Below are 18203 nucleotides of genomic sequence, written 5' to 3'. Positions count from 1 at the left end.
TATGTTTACTTTCGCACACATTTGGGTCTTTGTGCTCGCCCCACTGCCCCTGGTCGTGTATTGGTGGGTGCCTGCGAAATCGTCGCGGCGCCCGTCCGTTCGTGTTCCATTTCTTTCACGTCTGTTGGCGTCGAGTGAATCACCCGTTTCGCTCAATCAGGGCAATGCGAAGTCGTTTGGAATCTTGGTGATCGTTTGGCTGTTGGTGCTGATCGCGATGGCGCGACCGCAGTGGCTCGAACCGCCGATGGAGCGAATCATTCCGACGCGGGATTTGCTTTTGATCGTGGACTTGTCAGGGTCGATGGATCACGAAGACTTCACCAACGAGGCCGGGAAAACGGTAAATCGTTTAACCGCGGTCAAGGAAGTTGTGGGCGATTTTCTGACGCAACGCGAAGGCGACAGGGTCGGTCTGGTGGTGTTTGGGAATTCACCCTTTTTGCAAGTGCCGTTCACGACGGATCTGGATTTGTGTCGGCAACTGCTCAATGAGACGGACGTTGGTATGGCTGGACCACGGACCGCATTCGGCGACGCCATCGGATTGGGAATTCAGCTATTTGAGAATAGTGACGTGCCTACCAAAACGATTGTCGCATTGACCGACGGAAACGACACGGCGAGTTCGGTGCCTCCCGAGGAAGCGTCTCGGGTGGCGCGGGATCGTGGCATCACCGTCTACACGATCGCCGTTGGAGACCCCACGACGGTTGGTGAAGAACAGATCGACCAAGAGGCGTTGAAGGACGTTGCCGAGACGACCAACGGGGAGTTTTACTTGGCTCTCAATCGGGACCAGCTCGTCGATATTTATGATCGGATCGATCAGGTCGAAACACGTGACGTCAAAACGGTGAGCCATCGGCCTCGGCATGATTTGTTCTATTGGCCGTTGGGCATCGCGTTAGTGATTTCTCTGTTATCGCATGCGGTGCCGCTCGCTCGGGCACGGCACGCACGATTGACGGCCTCGACGACGCGGTTGCGAGTCAATTCGCGAACGTTTGAATTGGAGACCGTGGAGTTATGAACGATCTCAGTAGTTTTCATTTCATTCGGCCCTGGTGTCTGTTGTTTTTGCCCGCGGTGATCGGCGTCTGGTGGATGGTGCGGACGCTCGGTAATCCGTTTCGCCGTTGGCAAGACGTGATGGCACCCGAACTGCTTGATGCGGCGACGGTTAACCGAGACCAGCGGCAGAAGTGGAGAACCTACTCGTTGCTAACGGGGTGGGTGATCGCGGCAATTGCCGTTGCGGGACCAACATGGCGTCCCGAACCGTCTCCGTTTGCCGATGATCCGGTGCCTGTGATGCTGTTGCTGAAATCGGGCGAAACGATGAACCAAACGGATTTGTCACCGAGTCGGATGGAGCGGGCGAGGCTCAAAGTCGCCGACTTTGCGGAGCTCAGAAAGGGGCTGCCGTTAGGTTTGATCGCGTACGCCGGTTCCGCCCATCTCGTCTTGCCGCCGACGCGTGACACGGGAGTGGTCGCCACGATGGCTGCGGAAATCGGTCCCGAGATCATGCCGACGCCCGGTGACGAACTCGCCGTCGCACTGACGCTGGCGATGAAAACGCTAGGCGACCGGGGGGGATCGATTGTCGTTGTCGCTGATACGGTTCCGGCGGGCGCCGAGTCGGCGTTGAAAGAGTTTCGAACTTCCTATGGAGTTAGTGTTGAGATTTTCGGCGTGGCACGGGAGGAAACGCCCGAGCGTGATGACCTTGCAAACGCCGCGTCAAACCTGCGGGCGGATTTAACATTGCTCACGCCCGACACGACGGACGTCGCGACGATTGTTCGACGTATCGCTGACACACCGATTGCGGTGTCTGTCGACGGAGCGGGCACGCGGTGGGCGGAGATGGGATGGTGGTTAGTGCCGATTGTCGCGTTGTGGGTGCTTTCCGGATTCCGCCGTGACGAACAGGTGTCGGAGCGATCTGAATGAACAAAATAACGTTGGTAGTTTTGTTAGGCGGCATCACCTGGGGCAGTCTTTGGCTGACACCTGATCAGCGTGGCCAGCGGTTGATGGACCGGCAGCAATACGTTGATGCTGCCGCCGCATTCCGGGACCCGATGCGTAAAGGCGTTGCCTGGTTTCGTGCGGGTGAGTTTGAAAAAGCGCAGCGGTCGTTTGCCCGAGTTGCCTCCGCCGATGCCGAGTTTAACCGAGGCAATTGTTTGGTTATGCTCGGTCAGTACGAACCGGCCATTGAACGCTATGACCGCGCGTTAAAACTGAGGCCTGACTGGGAAGACGCACGCGTCAATCGGGAAATTGCGATCGCCCGGGCTGCGAAATTAAACAACGAAGGCGGCGACATGGGAGATCAACGACTCGGGGCCGACGAGATCCGATTTGATAAGAAGAAAGACTCCGAAGGACAAAACACCGAAGTCGACGATTCGGAAACGATCTCTGATTCGGCGATGCAAGCGTTGTGGCTGCGGCGTGTGCAAACCAAACCGGCGGATTTCTTGAAAGCGAAATTTGCTTATCAACTCTCCGATCAAGAGCAACCGGAGAAAGAACAATGAGCGTGGTTCCCAACGCAACCGTCGCGATCCATCGATGCCGGACGAAATCGATTTCGCTGCAGCGAGACGCAATGAAACGATGTGTGGCCCCTGTCTTTAAAATTGGGCCGTGGCGAGTGGACCGCATTCGCGTCGTTTGCTTCGTTTGCGTCGCTTGTTTGATCTTATCGACCAAAACCGCGAGTGCGGCGGAATCGTTGAAAGCGTCCATCGATAAGGAATCCGCGTGGACGGGCGAAGCGGTCTTGATGGTGATCACGCTCTATTCGCCAGGCCCGTTCGATGGAACGGCGTCTTTCGATCTTCCCGAATTGTCACGCACATCGATTATCAAAATTGGCAATCCGGTTGTGGGAAGCGAGGACGTGGGAGACGAATCGTTTCTAACGCAGCGACACGAATTTAATATCTACACCCAGCGATCCGGGACGATCGTGATTCCTCCCTTTGAGGTTCGCTTTCGCGGTAAAGAATCGTTTGTCGGGGACGTGAAATCGGTCAACGCGACGACGAGCGAACTCAAGTTTGAATCCAAACGGCCGCCGGGAACCGATTCGCTCGGTGTCGTGATCGCGACTGAAAAATTGAACTGCGAACAGTCTTGGACCCCAGACTCGCTCGCTCACTTGAAGGCAGGTGATGTGATCGAGCGGACGGTGACGCGCCGGGTTACGGGGACCAGTTCGATTATGTTGTCACCAGCGAGTTCGGCGGCGCCGGAGGGAATTCGCGTGTACACATCGGACCCAGAGGTCGTCGACAAGGTGACTCGCGGAGAGCTCGACGCATCGCGGGTGGACACGATCAAGTATCAGGTCCAAAAGCCGGGGACGTTTGAGTTGCCCGAACTCACGTTCACATGGTGGGATCCGAAGGCGGAGAAGCTGCAACAGACCACGTTGGATGGTCTTACGTTGACCGTCGCCGCGCTACCCGTTGGTGAGCAATCGTCTGAGTCGGCGGCAACGACACCGACCGAGAAACCATACACGTCTTGGGCGATGGGCGTTTCATTGTTGGTCGCTTTGGCGGTGTTGTATCGACCTGTGAAGCGGATCGTGGAGGCACGTCGTTTGTCGTATCACAGTGTCGCCGCGCGGGCGTCCCGGGAAGTCCGTTCGGCGTGTCGAGCCAACGACGCTCGCGCCGCCTATGCCGCTGTGCTGGCGTGGTGCCGCATTCATTCAGATCGACATGAACCGTTGTCACCGGAAGATCTTTTCGGAGACGAATGGAATCGACTGTCGTCGTACCTGTTCGCCAGTGGACGCACGTTGAGCGGTTGGTCGGGATCGCCGTTGCTCCATGCATTTAACGCAGCCGTTAAACGTCGCGAAAACCATCAACGACAACGCAGTCGGGCGTCATTGCCCGCGATCAATCCGTCGCATTGATCGCGCCGAGCTCGTCACGGTGTTGCGCCCGAAAATGGTGCGTTGGTGGGATGGAATTGCAAGCAAATCAGAGTCGATTTTAGTTTAAAACAACGCTGACGTCTCGATTTTTTTGTGGGCGTTACGACGTCTCGATTGGGATTCGGGCGTGCCGCGGCGTGTCCTGTTTGGCCCGAGCAGGGAGGGGCGAATCGTGCCTTTGGGAGTCGCATTTAAGCGGGCCGTTTGGGGCTCACAATCGAGTCTCGATCGGAAAAGTTACCCGCTCCCAAAACGCTGCCACTAGCCGCTATAGAAAATATGGCGAAAATTCGACGATGGCACAGTGACAGACTCCCGACAAGGCGGCCTGGGAAAGTAGCGGGCCGAAATACGTGAACGAAACCGAGCAACGGCGCGCGACCCAACTGCTCCAACTCGCGCGAAACGGCGACGCGGAGAGTTTGGAGACGTTATTGGCTAGTTACATCGGGTATCTCAAGGTGTTATCGCATTCCCAGTTAGATCCGCGTGTTCGGGGCCGACTATCAGCATCCGATTTGGTGCAGGAGTCGTTGCTCGAGGCGCATCGTGACTTTACTAAGTTTGCGGGGACGACGACGGCGGAGTTCACCGGTTGGCTGCGAAAAATATTGGTAAACAATGCGGCCCGAGCGGTTGAAACACACTTGCTCGCTGCGAAGCGAGATTACCGACGGGAGTATTCCTTAGACCTGCTGCGTCAGGCCGCCGACGAGTCACATGCCCGGTTGAATTCGATGACCGCTGTCCACCGCCGAGGGCCTGCTTCGGAGGCCGAACATCAAGAAGATTTGACGGTTCTTTCCAATGCGATCGAAAAACTCTCTACCGAATATCGCGAGGTGATTGTGCTGAGGCACGTCGAAGGCCTTACGTTCGCAGACATCGCGATTCGTATGAATCGTTCTGCGGGGGCGTCTCGAATGTTGTGGATGCGTGCTATTGAAAAACTTCGTGAAGCGATGAGTAATGAAAATCATGAGTGATCAAACGCTAACTCTCGACCTGCCACGACTTCCGATTAACGAAGCCCGTACCGGAGACGGGGCGTCGGCAGAGTTACAGGAGTTGCTCGCTGAACTGCTCGATCAGTATGCCAATGTTTTAGAAAACGGCGACGAGACAGCAGCCGAGGAGTTTTTGCGTGCTCATCCGGAGTTGCAAGCCGAAGCGAGCGGCCACCTCGAGAGTCTGCAGTTGCTTTGCAGGATGTCTCGGTCGGCGAACAAACCGGCTGATCCGGTCGAAACGTCGAGTCGTCCGCCAACGTTGGGAGATTATGAGCTGCAAGGTGAAATCGGACGCGGCGGAATGGGGATCGTTTACGAAGCGACGCAATTATCGCTGCGACGAAGCGTGGCGCTAAAAGTGTTGCCCTTCGCAGCGGTTTTGAACCAAGACCAGGTTTCGCGATTCCGCAACGAAGCTCACGCGGCCGCGTCGCTACACCATCCTCATATTGTTCCGGTCTATGCGGTCGGTTGCGAACGCGGTGTGCATTACTACAGTATGCAGTTGATCAACGGGAACACGCTCGAACAAACACTCGACGAGTTGCGAACGATCAGCGGTGATTCGATCTCGTCGACGGTAACGTCGCTTACTGAAACGGTTGACCCGCCCTCGACCACGGTTGTGAATCGCGCCGGCAGTACGACGTTGCGCTCGGTACGTGAACGCGATGGCGTGCGAGCGATTGTCAAAATGTTCGTGGATGTCGCCGACGCGATCGATTATGCACATGAACAGGGGGTGATTCACCGGGATATCAAACCGTCCAATTTACTCGTCGATGCGGCGGGCAAAGTTTGGGTGGCGGACTTTGGTTTAGCCCGATGCCGCGACGCGGGGAATCTGACTGCGGAAGGCAAAGCGATCGGCACGGCTCGTTACATGAGTCCCGAACAAATCGCCGGTCGTCCGCAGGAAGTCGACCATCGTACGGATATCTATTCTCTCGGGATCACGTTATACGAACTGCTCACGTTGCAGCCTGCTTTCGCGGGCAGTTGCCGGCAACGGTTGTTGCAGACGGTTGAGTTTGAAACGCCCGTCGCGCCGCGCCGGATCAACGCCGCGATCCCGATGGACCTCGAAACGATCATCCTCAAAGCAATCGCGAAAGCGAAGGATGAACGCTATGCGACGTGCGGTGAACTCGCCGAAGATTTACGCCGGTTTCTCAACGGGCAACCGACGTTGGCTCGGCGACCGAGCCGTGTGGATCTCGCGTTTCGTTGGGCGATACGTCACCGCGCCACCGTGATGACGAGCCTCGCGGTCATGATGTTGGCAATGGTCGGATTCGGTGTCGCCACCGCGATCGTTTCGCATCACAGCAGTCAAAAAGATCTCGCGATTCAGGAGGCTCGGCATCATTTAGACCAAGCTCACTCCGCGGTCGAGCGTTTTGGCGGTTTGATGTCGGACCGTCTTGCATCGATTCAAGGGACCGACGAGCTGCGTCGTGAACTTTTGACTGAGGCGAGAGATTACTACGTTGACTTCGTTCGGTATGCCGCAACGGATCGTGGGTTGCGGGCGGAGTTGGCCAAGGTTCAGTTTTTGTTGGGAGCGACCGAGTCGAAACTGGGGAACGTCGTGCCCGCCGAAGCCGCCTATCACGCCGCAATCGATGGTTTTCAAAATCTGATTGACGAGGGACAAGGCGATTCGGTCATGCATGAGGATCTCGCGCTGAGCGTCCATAACCTCGCCGCCCTTCACAAATCCAACGGCCGTTACAAAGAAGCGATCGCCGAATATGAACGCGCCTCTGTTTTGCATGAACGCGTCATGGACGCAACCGACGCGCCCGTCGATGCGATTTCCCACTGGGGTGCGACTCAAACGAATTATGCGACGTTGTTGTGGGAAAGCGGCGAAACCGAGAATGCCGCCCGGCGGCTACGAAATGCCGAGGCCAAACTGGATCGTTATGCGAGTGACTCGCCGGAGAATCTGCACACGAGGCAACAACTGATTGAATGCCGCAACACGCTCGCCGGATTGTTGATGGAGAGTGATCCTGAGGAGGCCGAGCGGTTGCTGCGTGACAACATCGATTCGCTGGCTGTCGGATTCGACAAAGATGCCACCGTGATGTCCGGCGAGAATCAGTTCTCGTCGTTATCGCCGGAGTGCCAACTCGCGATCGCGCAAAGCAATTTGGCGTCGCTGCTCGGGATACGGCAACAAACCGAGGAAGCGATCCAATTGACGCGGGCCTCAATCGCTACGTTTGAGGATGCGGTCCAGAGCCACCCGACCGATGTCGCCGTGCAGCAACAACTCGCGATCGCCCATAACAATCATGGACAGCTTTTATGGCGTCTCGGCACGAACCTTGAAGCTCGGTCGGCATTCATTGAAGCAGAGAAAGTGTTCCGAGATTTATGTGCGGCGCAAACCCATGATCCTCAACTGCTCAGTCGGTTCGCCGGAGTTCTTCACAATCTTGGCGTCCTGGATCAGCAGCAAGGCAAACTCGACAACGCCGTTCAACGCTTGACCGACGCGATGGAGTTTCAGGCCTTGGCGGTTCGAATGGCGCCTTTTCATCAAGGGTATCGCCAATATCTCGAACGACACAACGAACTACTCGATCAGATCCTACGTCAACTCAAACAGCAAACGGAAGCGACGCAGGAAACGATCAAATCAGCCGACGGCGATGGTCCGCCGGTGATGAAGACACACGCGGCGTCATGCAAGGAACGCGTTTATGTTTTTACTTAAAACGAAACATCGAAATCGACCACAAATTCGTCATCAGTATTCCGTCGAACGGCTCGAAGGCCGCTTGATGCTCGCCGGTGATATGAACATCGGATCGTACGTGCTCGATGGTGGGAGTGTGAAGACCGACGATTGCGAAACCGATAGCGGTGCGTCTTATCGCGTCGAGGATCACGGTATCGGTCTGGATGTTCTCGACGATCAGCCGGTCGAAGAAAAGGTGGTTGATCCGCCGCCTGAACAACCGGGCACCGATATCGAAATTCCTGTCGATCCAAGTGACTCGTCGACCGAGCTCGAAGCCGAAGAAGATGAAAACGATCAGCAGGTTAAGTTCGGCCAGAATCAGTTTAGCGATGCACACGAAGGCAGTTCGGGTGATCAGGCGGACGAGTTTGCGTCGGGCGAGAGTCCATTGATTGTGTTGCCGGTGGTCACTCCACACACCAACAAGAAGGTGGCTCTGGCGAAAACCGATCTGACAACGTTGACGGACACGGACGAGTTGGATCGGTTTCACTATTTCGCCGGACGTGAAGAATCCGAACGTGATGAACCCGATGACGGTAACGAACCTTCGTTGACACGCGTATCACTCGGTGACCACGTGCGGCGTGATACGTTCGTTGCAATGTCGTTGCTCGAGCCTCGCGATCTGTCGATCCGGGAAACCGCACAGCAAACGCGAACGAGATCGGTGGTTGTCGCACGTTCCAAGGAGTTCGATGAGTCGTCGGAGCCTTCGCTCGAAGCGATTCACCGTGACCTCGCCGCGTCTGACCAGATATTCGGTGAACAGGGACGCGTTGATGATTGGGCGGTCGCCTCGGCGCTGGACCACGCGTTAACAGAACTGGCGCCGGATTTGATCCCGATCGGTGGAGACGTGCCGATGCCGAGTGGCGCCGAAGTGGCCGTAGTATCCAACGCATCCGCAAACATCGATGTGTGCGGCGTGTTCGATGAGCGATCCTTGTCGTCACCGGGAGAGGTTCCGGGGCGGCACAGCGGCGTTCAGTTTGCTGCGTTTATCTTCGTATCAACAATCCTCACTCAACGTGGTGGCTTTTTTCAAGCTCGCGGTAACGCCGGGCGTCCTGCCGATCCCGCTTCACCAAACCATTCGGAGAAAACCTGAAATGACGAGACATCCGCTGACCCGGCTTTTCGGATTCTTGGCGGTGACATGGATGCTCGCAGTGCCCTCGATGGCACCGGCGGACGAGGCTGTCGACGGTGGGGTGCCGTCGGCGCCTGATGTCCGCCAACCTGAATGGAACGGGGAAATGTTCGCGCCGTCGGGAGACGCTAACGGCGGTTTTGTTGAACCCAAGGAACGCCCAGGTGGGCATGGGCACTTCGGCGGATGGTACTTGGGCGTGTACGGGCATTACACCGATACCGGTCACTTACTGACGCAGGTATATGCCAACACCGCGGCAGCCCGCGCGGGGCTCGAACCCGGTGATCGTATCGTCAGCATCAATGGTCAACAGGTCGGATATGTCTTCGGAAGGCGATATCCCATCGACATGTTGTTACAGCGACATGCCTCCCATGACGGATGGGTGCGACTGCTCGTGCAAGACCGTCGAACGATGCGGTTGGTGAACAGAGATGTCCGGCTCACCCGCGGGCAAATCCATTTTTGAATTCGATGGGTGTAGCGTCGTGATGTTTGGTTCTGCCATTTTGAATGCCGTCTGCATCACCGTGACTGGGCTCTGTGATGTCGAGAGCTTATTTGAGCCAAGCTTGATTCTCGCCTCAATTAAAAAATGCCGAAAACACTCGGCGTTTGACGTGTGTATTGGAGGTTACCAAAACTTGAATCCACGCACGCAAACGGGGTGCACGGCAATCGCACCTTGAAATCGTTTCGGTCGAAGGATTGCGTTGAAATTGCTGAAGTCAAGCCGCTTTTAGGTTGATAGCCAGTTTCCCGCACGGAGGTGTCAAGGGATGAACGGACCAGCAGCAATTGTTTCAAAAAGTGCAACTGTTCAGCTTTCTGCGGAAGTGGCGGCATGGCGACTGTGTTTGCGTCGTCCGCGAGAGCGTTCAAAATTCTATCGAGTGGTTGGTGCCCTCGGAGGCGGAGCGTGCGAGGAACATTCATCAAGACCGATTGGCTCATTGCTCCACGATCGCTGTGGTTGCAGTAGCTGTCCTTGCTAATCGCTGTTCCAGGCGACCAACCGTCAGATCATAGTCTGCCTCGCTCGTCGATAACTTTTGGCTTTGCAGGTTCTTGGTGTCACGGTACACACCAACTAACCGACGCGAGAACGATTTCCACTCCGGGTGATCTCCGTGTCTCTCACGGATCGCGGCGGCATCTCGCAGGATGCGGCCAATAATTCTGCTTGTCGGCGCACACAACCGCCTTATGCGGCGACCAGAAATCGGTGGTCAACGTTCCCTTAAAGCTTTCCGCAAAGAACTTCTGTAACACCGGGGACCCGCGACTTCGATCGATCATGTAAAAGACGCGTTCGTCACCCGCAAAGCATCGCAACCAATGCGTTTTGCCGCTCACACGCCAGCCTGTTTCATCGGCGTGCAGTGTGCAGCTTTTTAAACTCTCCAAGTGAATCTGCTCCTACCAAGCGAACAGCAAGTCTGCCACGCGATGCCACATTCGAACCAACCCGCCGCGTTTTCGCTTCTTGCCTTTGGGTTTCTTTGACTCGGCAGTCGTTTTTCATAACGCGGGATCGCCGAGTAAGGCGTGTTGGGGCCAGTGGCTTGGTTCCATCCATGAGACCGAATCACGCTAATCCCCGGAACCTACTTGATCTGAGCCGGGGCATTGGGAATCGCCTGCGATAGGTTCCCGCTGTCACAATGGGAGAGGATAAGTGTCGAGCGAAAACCCGCCACGGGGCATTGATTTGACGTGTTTCTTCGCAACGCGAGCATGACATTGCTACGAGATGCGGGCGACAAAACAGTAGCCTCCGCCACGAGGAAATTCGCCACGAAGCAACGCGGATTACTCAAGCTCTTATCCAGATCTAAACCGGGAGTTGCCCTGCCCCGTTTATGGGTTTCGAATCGCATTGTCATGCGAAATGTCCCATTAGTGGCAGTCGTAGGCACGGTAAGTTGCCGCAAAACAAGGGTTGAATTAGGTGGGCTTTTGGGAGCAGGAACACTAAATTCATCGAGTGTTGTGACGACTGTTTTTCTTAATGCTCTCTTTTCGGATCCCGCACGTATGTCAAAGACCAACAGATTAATTGCATTTCTCGCCTTTAATTGCTTGCTTACTGGTTGCGGCAAAGAGGCCGCGTCGAAACCGAGCGACGATGCCGTGAAAGCTCATGTTGAGCGATACGGTGATCTTAGTGTCGATCCAACTAAGAGCAGTCCGGATACAACAATTAAATAGCACTGTTTATAGGAAAGCCAGTTTTCGGCTTTTTCTTCGGTTTGTTTCTTTCAAGGAGAAGTGTCATGTTAAAGAAGTTATCGAGTCAAAAGGGATTTACCTTAGTGGAACTGCTGGTCGTCATAGCAATTATCGGCGTCCTTGTCGGTTTGCTTTTGCCGGCCGTTCAGGCAGCCCGCGAAGCGGCGCGGCGGATGAGTTGTAGCAATAACTTCAAGCAGATCGGATTGGCGATTCACAATTACCATTCGGCTTTCGGGCGGATTCCCATGAATGGCACTGGTACCAACGACGGAACCGGTGGTGGTTACAACGTGATTGGGACCACAGCCAGCCCAGGTGGGAACAGCTACCTTCGGGTTAGTTTTCTTGTTGGGATCACGCCATTCATCGAGCAGCAGGCGATGTGGGAGAAGGTTTCCAATCCTTATGTAACGAGTGCCGGAGGAGTTTGGCAGGCGATGGGGCCGTATCCAACGATGTCCGTTGCCGAATGGGTCGCGCAGCCATACGATCCTTGGATGACTGATATTCCAGGCTATCGATGTCCGAGCGATCCTGGCCGAGGACTTCCCAGTATGGGGCGAACGAATTATGCGGCGTGTTATGGGGACTCTAACCACGCCACACGCGATGGTGATACCTCTCCACTTGCCAATGGCGTAGTCGATGCGACGCATGCGGGCTACATGCGCGTCGCGCAACGTGGTGCATTCGTCTACCGCAACAAAACCGAGTTTCGTGACATTCTCGATGGGCTGTCCAATACGATCATGTGTGGGGAAATTGTTACGGATCTCGGAGACAACGATATCCGATCGACGCCGGTAGGTGCTGGCGGGAGAACAGCAGATCAGTGGAATGTCGGCGGCCTGCTTCGTTGCCGCGGAGCTATCGATCCCTTGCGTCCGCAATTTTGGAAGGCCGTGGGTGCCCCTGGGGCCTTGCCGGTGCTGGCATCTCCTGAAGATCGGCGTGGCTCGAAGTGGGCAGCGGCAAATGTTCTTTACACTGCGTTTCACACCATGCTGCCTCCCAACAGCGAGACTTGTTACCACGGAAATCATCACGAGGAATACATCACATCAACGAGTAGTCACCATCAAGGTGGTGCTCATGTGTTGATGAGTGACGGTGCGGTTAAATTTATCACCGATTCGATCGAAGCGGGGGATTCTAACAGCGCACAGGTCACGGTTCACAATTTCCTTCCTGCAGGATCGGGGAGTCCGTTCGGCTTGTGGGGCAAGATGGGTACGCGTGCGAGCAAGGAAGTGATTGGAGAAGAGTTCTAGCCAACCCAGGATTCGTTGGTTCGGGTCAGAGCAAGCGTTCTTTTTCTCATAGTAGCGAAGCGACACCCGTAGCGAAACACGCAGAGTGTTTCGCTACGGTGGTAGCTAAAAGAAGCAGAGTTCTCCAGATCTAGCGGCTAAAGGCACTGGTTCCCGGGCCCCGATTGCGGGGCCCTCATAAATAGCAGGTTCCCTCAGGTGGCAGGGAGCCTCGAAGGCGGTTTATTTTCAGTCAGGATCCAGGGAACGCAAGTTTCATGTTGGGATCAGCCAATCGTGTCAAAGCAACTGCACTAAACGGCGCGATAGCGGATGTCACAAAAGAATAAAACTACTGCCAAACTACAAGATTACATACACGAGGTATAATTATGCGGCATGCACATTGGATCGTTGGCATATCCATTTTGATAGGTAGTTTCGGAATCGCGCCAACGTGGGCTCAAGAGCAGGATCAGCCAGGCGAGCAGTTCCAAACGTATGGCCAGTTGTGGCAGGCTTTTCAGCAGACCGACTATGCCCGCTATGGCGAAGTGCCGTTGTGGTGGTGGGAAGGAGAGCCGATGGCCAGGGAGCGAGTGACTTGGGAATTGGAAACGCTCGCGGCGAAAGGTGTTCGCTCTGTCTGCCCAATTCAGCGATCCCCGGCGCGTTGTGATCCTCCGTCCTTCACTCCGAAGTGGTGGGAGATGTTCGAGTTCGTCCACGAAGAGTGCCAGCGGTTGGGGATGACGTTATGGGCGTATGATCAAATCGGCTACGGGCACTACGGATGGCTGGAAAAAGCAGCCGCCAAAACTCAGGATAATCGCACTTCGCGTGTAGTCTTCCTGCAGGTGGACGCAGACCCGAAATCGCCGGTGGATTTAGTGCTCCCTAACGGCGAATGCTTGGGCGTTCGAGCCTATCCGCTCACCGGTGGGGTTGCTGATGATGCACAGAGCGTGGATCTAACTGATTATCTAGATGACCGTGTGTTGCGATGGACTCCCACCGACGGCTCGTGGCGAGTCGCTGTCTCGGTCGCCGCGCCTGAAACGATCTTTCAATTAAGCGATCAATCTACCGATACGTTTCTTGACATGCTCTACGGTGAGGTAGAGCGGCGATTGGGACATGATGCGATGGGGAAATCGTTTGTTGGCATGTTTCAAGACGAACACCCCTCAACGCCGCGTGATGTCTACACCGACAGTTTGGCCGAGTTGTTTAAGCAGCGTTGTGGATACGATATCGCTCGGGCTATCCCCGCTTTGCACTTCGATGTCGGTGCTCTGACCCCAAAGTATCGAACGGACTACTACGACACTTATTTGATGGAAGACGAACGCTGTTATTGGCGTCGGGTATTCGAATGGGCGGAGTTACGCGGATTGCAGACCAGTCATGACAACTGGGGGCGCCAGAACCTTGTGCAACAGAGTTTCGGGTATATCGACTACTTTCGCACGCAGCGTTGGTTTAGCGCCCCCGGTTATGACGATTTCGGACAATCGCCGCTCACACAACGTAATTACTACGACACCAAGATTGCGGCATCGCTTGCGCGGCTCTACGAGCGGCCACGTGTATGGGCCGAGGTGTTTCACTCTAGCGGTTGGGGGCGGACGACGGATCAGGCACTGTCTTGGTTGTCGGCAAACTATGCGTTTGGAGCGAATTTGTACAATGAGCATGGACTGTACTATTCCGCACGCGCAGCGGCGTGGGAACATGCTGCGCCTGATCCGCATTGGAGGCAACCATATTGGCGTTATTACGGGAAACTATCCGATTGGGTAGCGAGAATGAGTTTTGTGATGAGCCAAGGCACTCATGTGACGGATGTTGCCGTCCATTACCCCGTGGCTGGCATGTTGGCGGGTGATGTTCCAGGGACGCCCACGCCGGATTACAACCAATATATGCAGTTGTCGAGAAGGGTTTTTGATGAATCGATCGACAACGACATCATTGATGATGACTCCATCTTGCGAGCTCAGATTGCCAACGGCAAGTTGACTGTGGCCGGTAACAGTTATCAAGCACTTGTCTTTGGGCCGCAAACAACGGTACGCCGTGAGGTGCTGGAAAAGGCTCTCGCATTCGCTGAAAGTGGTGGATGCGTGATCTTCTGTGGCCAATTACCCACGACCAGCACCGAGTCGGGGCGTGAGGATCCAAAGTTAGCGGAATTGTTGACGCTGTTACTGGGTGAACGATCTGCCAGCCAACCACCGGCGATTCCACACGAGCACTCGTTCGACAGCGGAGGCAGCGTTACCTGGATCAGTGCCAATGACGAACAACTGACCAACATTGTCAATCGTGCTGTCGTGCGTGATTTCCAACCAACGACTCCGCAGCCCGTGTTTGTGACGCACCGGCGAATCGGAGAAACAGACGTGTACTTACTTCAGAACACATCCGTAGATCCCGTCGAGTTGGAAGCTCGCTTTCGGGCTCAAGGGACTCCGCAATTGTGGGATTCGTTTACAGGAAAAGCGAGAGAAGTGGATTGGTTTGAACCGGATGGCGAACACACGCTCGTGCGACAACTTCTTGATGGCAATGTGGCGCAATTAATCGTGTTTGAACCCGAAGGCAAAGTTGCGCGTCGGGCTCCCCGTCGACTACTGCAGCCGGAATCGCTTGATCGCATATTGGATGAGGAATGGGCGTTTTCGGTGATCCCCACTCGCGACAATCGCCACGGTGAATTTCGCTGGCCGCCAAGCCAAGAGCTGATTGGGCCAGAGGTTCGTTCGTTCAAATATGCGTTAGAGACGTCTGATTCAGCCGAGCAGGTTGTCGATTGGCACAAAACCGACTTGGATGACAGCCAGTGGTCAGTGGCTAAATACAGTACTGGACCGTATTGGTTGTCTCTGAATGACGTTAGTTCTGAAACGGCTACCGAGTCGCTGCTCAAAAAGGATGACAATACCTTTGAACCAGGTCGTCAGGTGACGCTAGGCAACGATACTTACACTTGGCAGCCTGTTGAGTTTTCACAAAAGTTAGGGCTGTATCAACCCGCACCGTGGGGCGGGCATGGTAGCTATCCGGACGGAGCGATTGATCAGAACTTTATCGCTTTGCCCCAAGGACGCAGCACTCTCTTCACCCGCATCCATTCACGCGGTGATCAACGACTTGGATTGAGTATCCAGTTGCGGCAATCGGCGGCCCGCTTGTGGGTCAACGGCGTCGAACAACCGATCGAGGGGGCCGTGGGGAATTTGCCGCTGCGGCGCGGTAACAACTCCGTGCTACTTGAATTAGCCGATGGTGGGCATGGCATGTTGTACGTTCAAGCAGAACCGCCAACGCGATCGACGCTCGATGAAGCGGGCGAAGGAGACCAAGAACCGCCGTTCGCTGAAGCGAAGTGGATTCAAGTTCCAGGCACAGCATCTGGCTATTTTCGCAAGTCGTTTGAGCTCTCCGATGTGCCGCTCAATGCTCGCGTTGTCGTCACCGGCTACACGGGTTACCGATTGTTCGTCAACGGCAAGCAAGTGGAGGAGGATATTGGTCCGTGGGCTAGATGGACGAACCCTGAGACCGTCAACATTACATCCTATTTGCAACCGGGTAAGAACGTGATTGCGGTTTGGATTCAGGTGCTGTTTGATCAGAACGTACGCGGTGAGATCAGCGACCAAGCACTGGCGCTGGCGATGCGTGCCGACTTCGCCGGTGGACAAACCATTGCACTTGTGACGGACGAAACATGGCGCGGAAGCGCTCGTGAAGTGGACCACTGGCAAACGTGTGAGTTTGACGACGGTGATTGGGCTGCGGTCAAGGTGGTTGCAGCGATGGGTGGTGAACCGTTTGGAAATGCGCCGCTGCAAAACGTGGGTGCCGTGACTGAACCTCGTCGACGTTTGGCCGTCGACCTGGACTCACCCAATATCACCTGCTTTGACGAGGTGCCTGAGGTGACTTACGATGTCTTCTCGCATCAGACGCGGCCTGTGGGGTGGTATCGCTTTAAGGCACCGCCAGGCTTGAGTCGATTGATTCTGGGGACAACGGCGTCGGGCCGCGTGTGGGTCGATGGAACGGAAGTGCCGGTCCACAAAGGGATCGCGACGGTACACACGCCGCCGCGGGGTGTATCCCAGGTTGCGGTTCGTTTGCTCCTGCCACGTGGCGACTATGCGGGGGCAGTGTTTCCGCAGCCGATCGCGATGGAGCTTGCTGGCGGTACGATCCAGCCCGGTTTATGGACCGATTTTGCGCTGCCTACCTATTCGGGGATCGGTGTTTACAAGCAGTCACTTGAGCTCACGAAAGAAGAAGCTGAACGGCCAACCGAGTTGGACTTGGGCAATGTACAGGTCGCCGCTGAACTATTCGTCAACGGCAAATCGGCGGGTGTGCGTTTGGCACGTCCATTCCGTTTCGATCTATCGGGCTACATCCATGCAGGGGATAATTTGCTGGAAATCCACGTCGCCAACACCATTGCACCGCATTACTTGCAAACAAATCGTTCGGACAACCTGGGACCAACCGACTCGGGACTGTTGGGCCCGGTGATGCTGCGACAACAACTGCAGTCTCAGGACTGGCTATCATGGGCGAAACAAGAGTCCGATCGACTTAATGGGCTACTAACAAAGTCGACCGATGACGTGTTGGCAGCTCAGCGTGATTGGGAGTCACAGTATTCGTGGACACCGCTAATCCCGCTGCCTCAGACGCCAGAGTCGAGCAACCCGATTGACTCGCCAGCCGATCGAACTGTGCCTGTGGATGATGAAAAGCTTGATTCGGATGTTGAAGAATTCGAGTTCAATACGAAATTGACGGACATCACCGGTATTCGCTTGAACGCATTGGTGCAGCCGCGTGATTCCGATACTCGTCTTACTGTTGAGCAGGTCTCGCTGACAGCGTCGTTGCCGAACGATGCTCAGTTTCGAGGCCGCACGGTGCGTTTAGATGTCTTGGAACAATCTCAGTTTTTGCATCTGGCCGAGATAGAGGTGTTTCATGATGACGTCAATCTCGCGACGTCTGGAACGGCGCGACAATCCACAACCTCGTTCAATGGAGGCGCGGAGCGTGCGATCGATGGGAATACCGACGGTACCTGGTCCAATGACTCTGTATCGCACACTGCGTTCGAAGCGAATCCGTGGTGGGAAGTTGATTTGGGGGCGATGCAGGAAGTGAGTCGGATCGTGATCTGGAATCGCACCGATGGCCAGCTGCAGACGCGACTTGACCGGTTCCGCGTCTCCCTGCTGGACGATCAAGGTCGTGTGGTGTGGCAACAGGTTGTCTATGACTTCCCGAATCCGAAGTGCGAGCTGTGTCTATCACCTCAACCGATCAAACTGGTGCAAGTGCCTAGTGAGTCATGGCTAACGAGCGATGAAAAGATGCATCCACCATTCGGAAGTAGAAACACAGAAGTTTGGGATGGCCCCCAAGAGGTAAGCCAGCGTGACGGAATGATATTCGAGATGCGGCCAGCAATTGAATACAAAGGCGGCGCCAAACTCGTGCTTACTTTGGAAAAGTCTGCCGGCATTCCAGACGATCTGGAAGTTGCAGTGACGACGATGTCAAAGCCGCTGCGTCACGTCCCCTTTGAAGTTGAGGAGCTCCTAAGGATAGAACGAAACCAACGCAGTAGCGAACAGCAGGAGACGTTGGCGGCATACTTCCGTTCGATTACGCCGCAGTTGAAACCAATTCGTGAACGACTGCAGCGTTTGAGTTCGGAGATTCGTCAAGTGACGGAGTCCCACGTGGATGATTAGTGCGATTTGGCGGTCAGCATATTTGGTGAACCGATGTGCTGACTTGC

General features: G+C 55.3%; 11 protein-coding genes. 10 read left to right on the top strand and 1 reads right to left on the bottom strand.

What is annotated here, in order from left to right; all coding sequences use genetic code 11:
* Nucleotide 1 precedes the first annotated feature (1 nt).
* From FHS27_RS07765 to FHS27_RS07730, 8 genes are all read left to right on the top strand, one after another.
* Nucleotides 2-1033, top strand: a complete 1032-nt coding sequence (locus FHS27_RS07765) for a VWA domain-containing protein (RefSeq protein WP_184303785.1) — start codon at nucleotides 2-4, stop codon at nucleotides 1031-1033.
* Nucleotides 1030-1959, top strand: coding sequence for a VWA domain-containing protein (locus FHS27_RS07760; protein ID WP_184303783.1), 930 nt, complete (start codon nucleotides 1030-1032; stop codon nucleotides 1957-1959). Before FHS27_RS07765 ends, FHS27_RS07760 begins: the two co-directional genes overlap by 4 nt.
* The gene (locus tag FHS27_RS07755; RefSeq protein ID WP_184303781.1) at nucleotides 1956-2552 is read left to right on the top strand and encodes a tetratricopeptide repeat protein; all 597 of its coding nucleotides are present in this window, start codon (nucleotides 1956-1958) and stop codon (nucleotides 2550-2552) included. Before FHS27_RS07760 ends, FHS27_RS07755 begins: the two co-directional genes overlap by 4 nt.
* Entirely contained in the window at nucleotides 2549-3946 is a 1398-nt protein-coding gene (locus FHS27_RS07750) for a BatD family protein (protein ID WP_184303779.1), read from the top strand. Before FHS27_RS07755 ends, FHS27_RS07750 begins: the two co-directional genes overlap by 4 nt.
* A gap of 374 nt (nucleotides 3947-4320) precedes the next feature.
* The gene (locus FHS27_RS07745) at nucleotides 4321-4953 is read left to right on the top strand and encodes a sigma-70 family RNA polymerase sigma factor (RefSeq protein ID WP_184303776.1); all 633 of its coding nucleotides are present in this window, start codon (nucleotides 4321-4323) and stop codon (nucleotides 4951-4953) included.
* Nucleotides 4946-7705: a serine/threonine-protein kinase gene (locus tag FHS27_RS07740; protein ID WP_246419248.1), complete on the top strand. Its 2760-nt coding sequence runs from the start codon at nucleotides 4946-4948 to the stop codon at nucleotides 7703-7705. Before FHS27_RS07745 ends, FHS27_RS07740 begins: the two co-directional genes overlap by 8 nt.
* Complete coding sequence (locus tag FHS27_RS07735; RefSeq protein ID WP_184303772.1) at nucleotides 7692-8843, top strand: hypothetical protein; 1152 nt, start codon at nucleotides 7692-7694, stop codon at nucleotides 8841-8843. Before FHS27_RS07740 ends, FHS27_RS07735 begins: the two co-directional genes overlap by 14 nt.
* A 1-nt stretch (nucleotide 8844) precedes the next feature.
* The gene (locus FHS27_RS07730) at nucleotides 8845-9357 is read left to right on the top strand and encodes a PDZ domain-containing protein (protein WP_184303770.1); all 513 of its coding nucleotides are present in this window, start codon (nucleotides 8845-8847) and stop codon (nucleotides 9355-9357) included.
* Nucleotides 9358-10025: 668 nt separating this feature from the next.
* Here FHS27_RS07730 and FHS27_RS31015 read toward each other — a convergent pair.
* A complete protein-coding gene (locus FHS27_RS31015) occupies nucleotides 10026-10295 on the bottom strand; it encodes an IS66 family transposase (protein ID WP_246419246.1) in 270 nt (89 codons plus the stop codon).
* Nucleotides 10296-11164: 869 nt separating this feature from the next.
* On the opposite strand from FHS27_RS31015, the gene FHS27_RS07720 reads away from it, so the two are divergent.
* Nucleotides 11165-12394 (top strand): DUF1559 domain-containing protein, encoded by a 1230-nt coding sequence (locus tag FHS27_RS07720; RefSeq protein ID WP_184303768.1) that lies wholly within the window; start codon nucleotides 11165-11167, stop codon nucleotides 12392-12394.
* Nucleotides 12395-12765: 371 nt separating this feature from the next.
* On the top strand, nucleotides 12766-18156 hold the full coding sequence (locus tag FHS27_RS07715; protein ID WP_184303766.1) for a glycosyl hydrolase: 5391 nt from the start codon (nucleotides 12766-12768) through the stop codon (nucleotides 18154-18156).
* Nucleotides 18157-18203: the final 47 nt, after the last annotated feature.

It is taken from the genome of Aporhodopirellula rubra (assembly GCF_014192335.1).
Lineage (GTDB): Bacteria > Planctomycetota > Planctomycetia > Pirellulales > Pirellulaceae > Rhodopirellula > Rhodopirellula rubra.
This window is presented reverse-complemented; position numbering and strand designations above follow the sequence as displayed.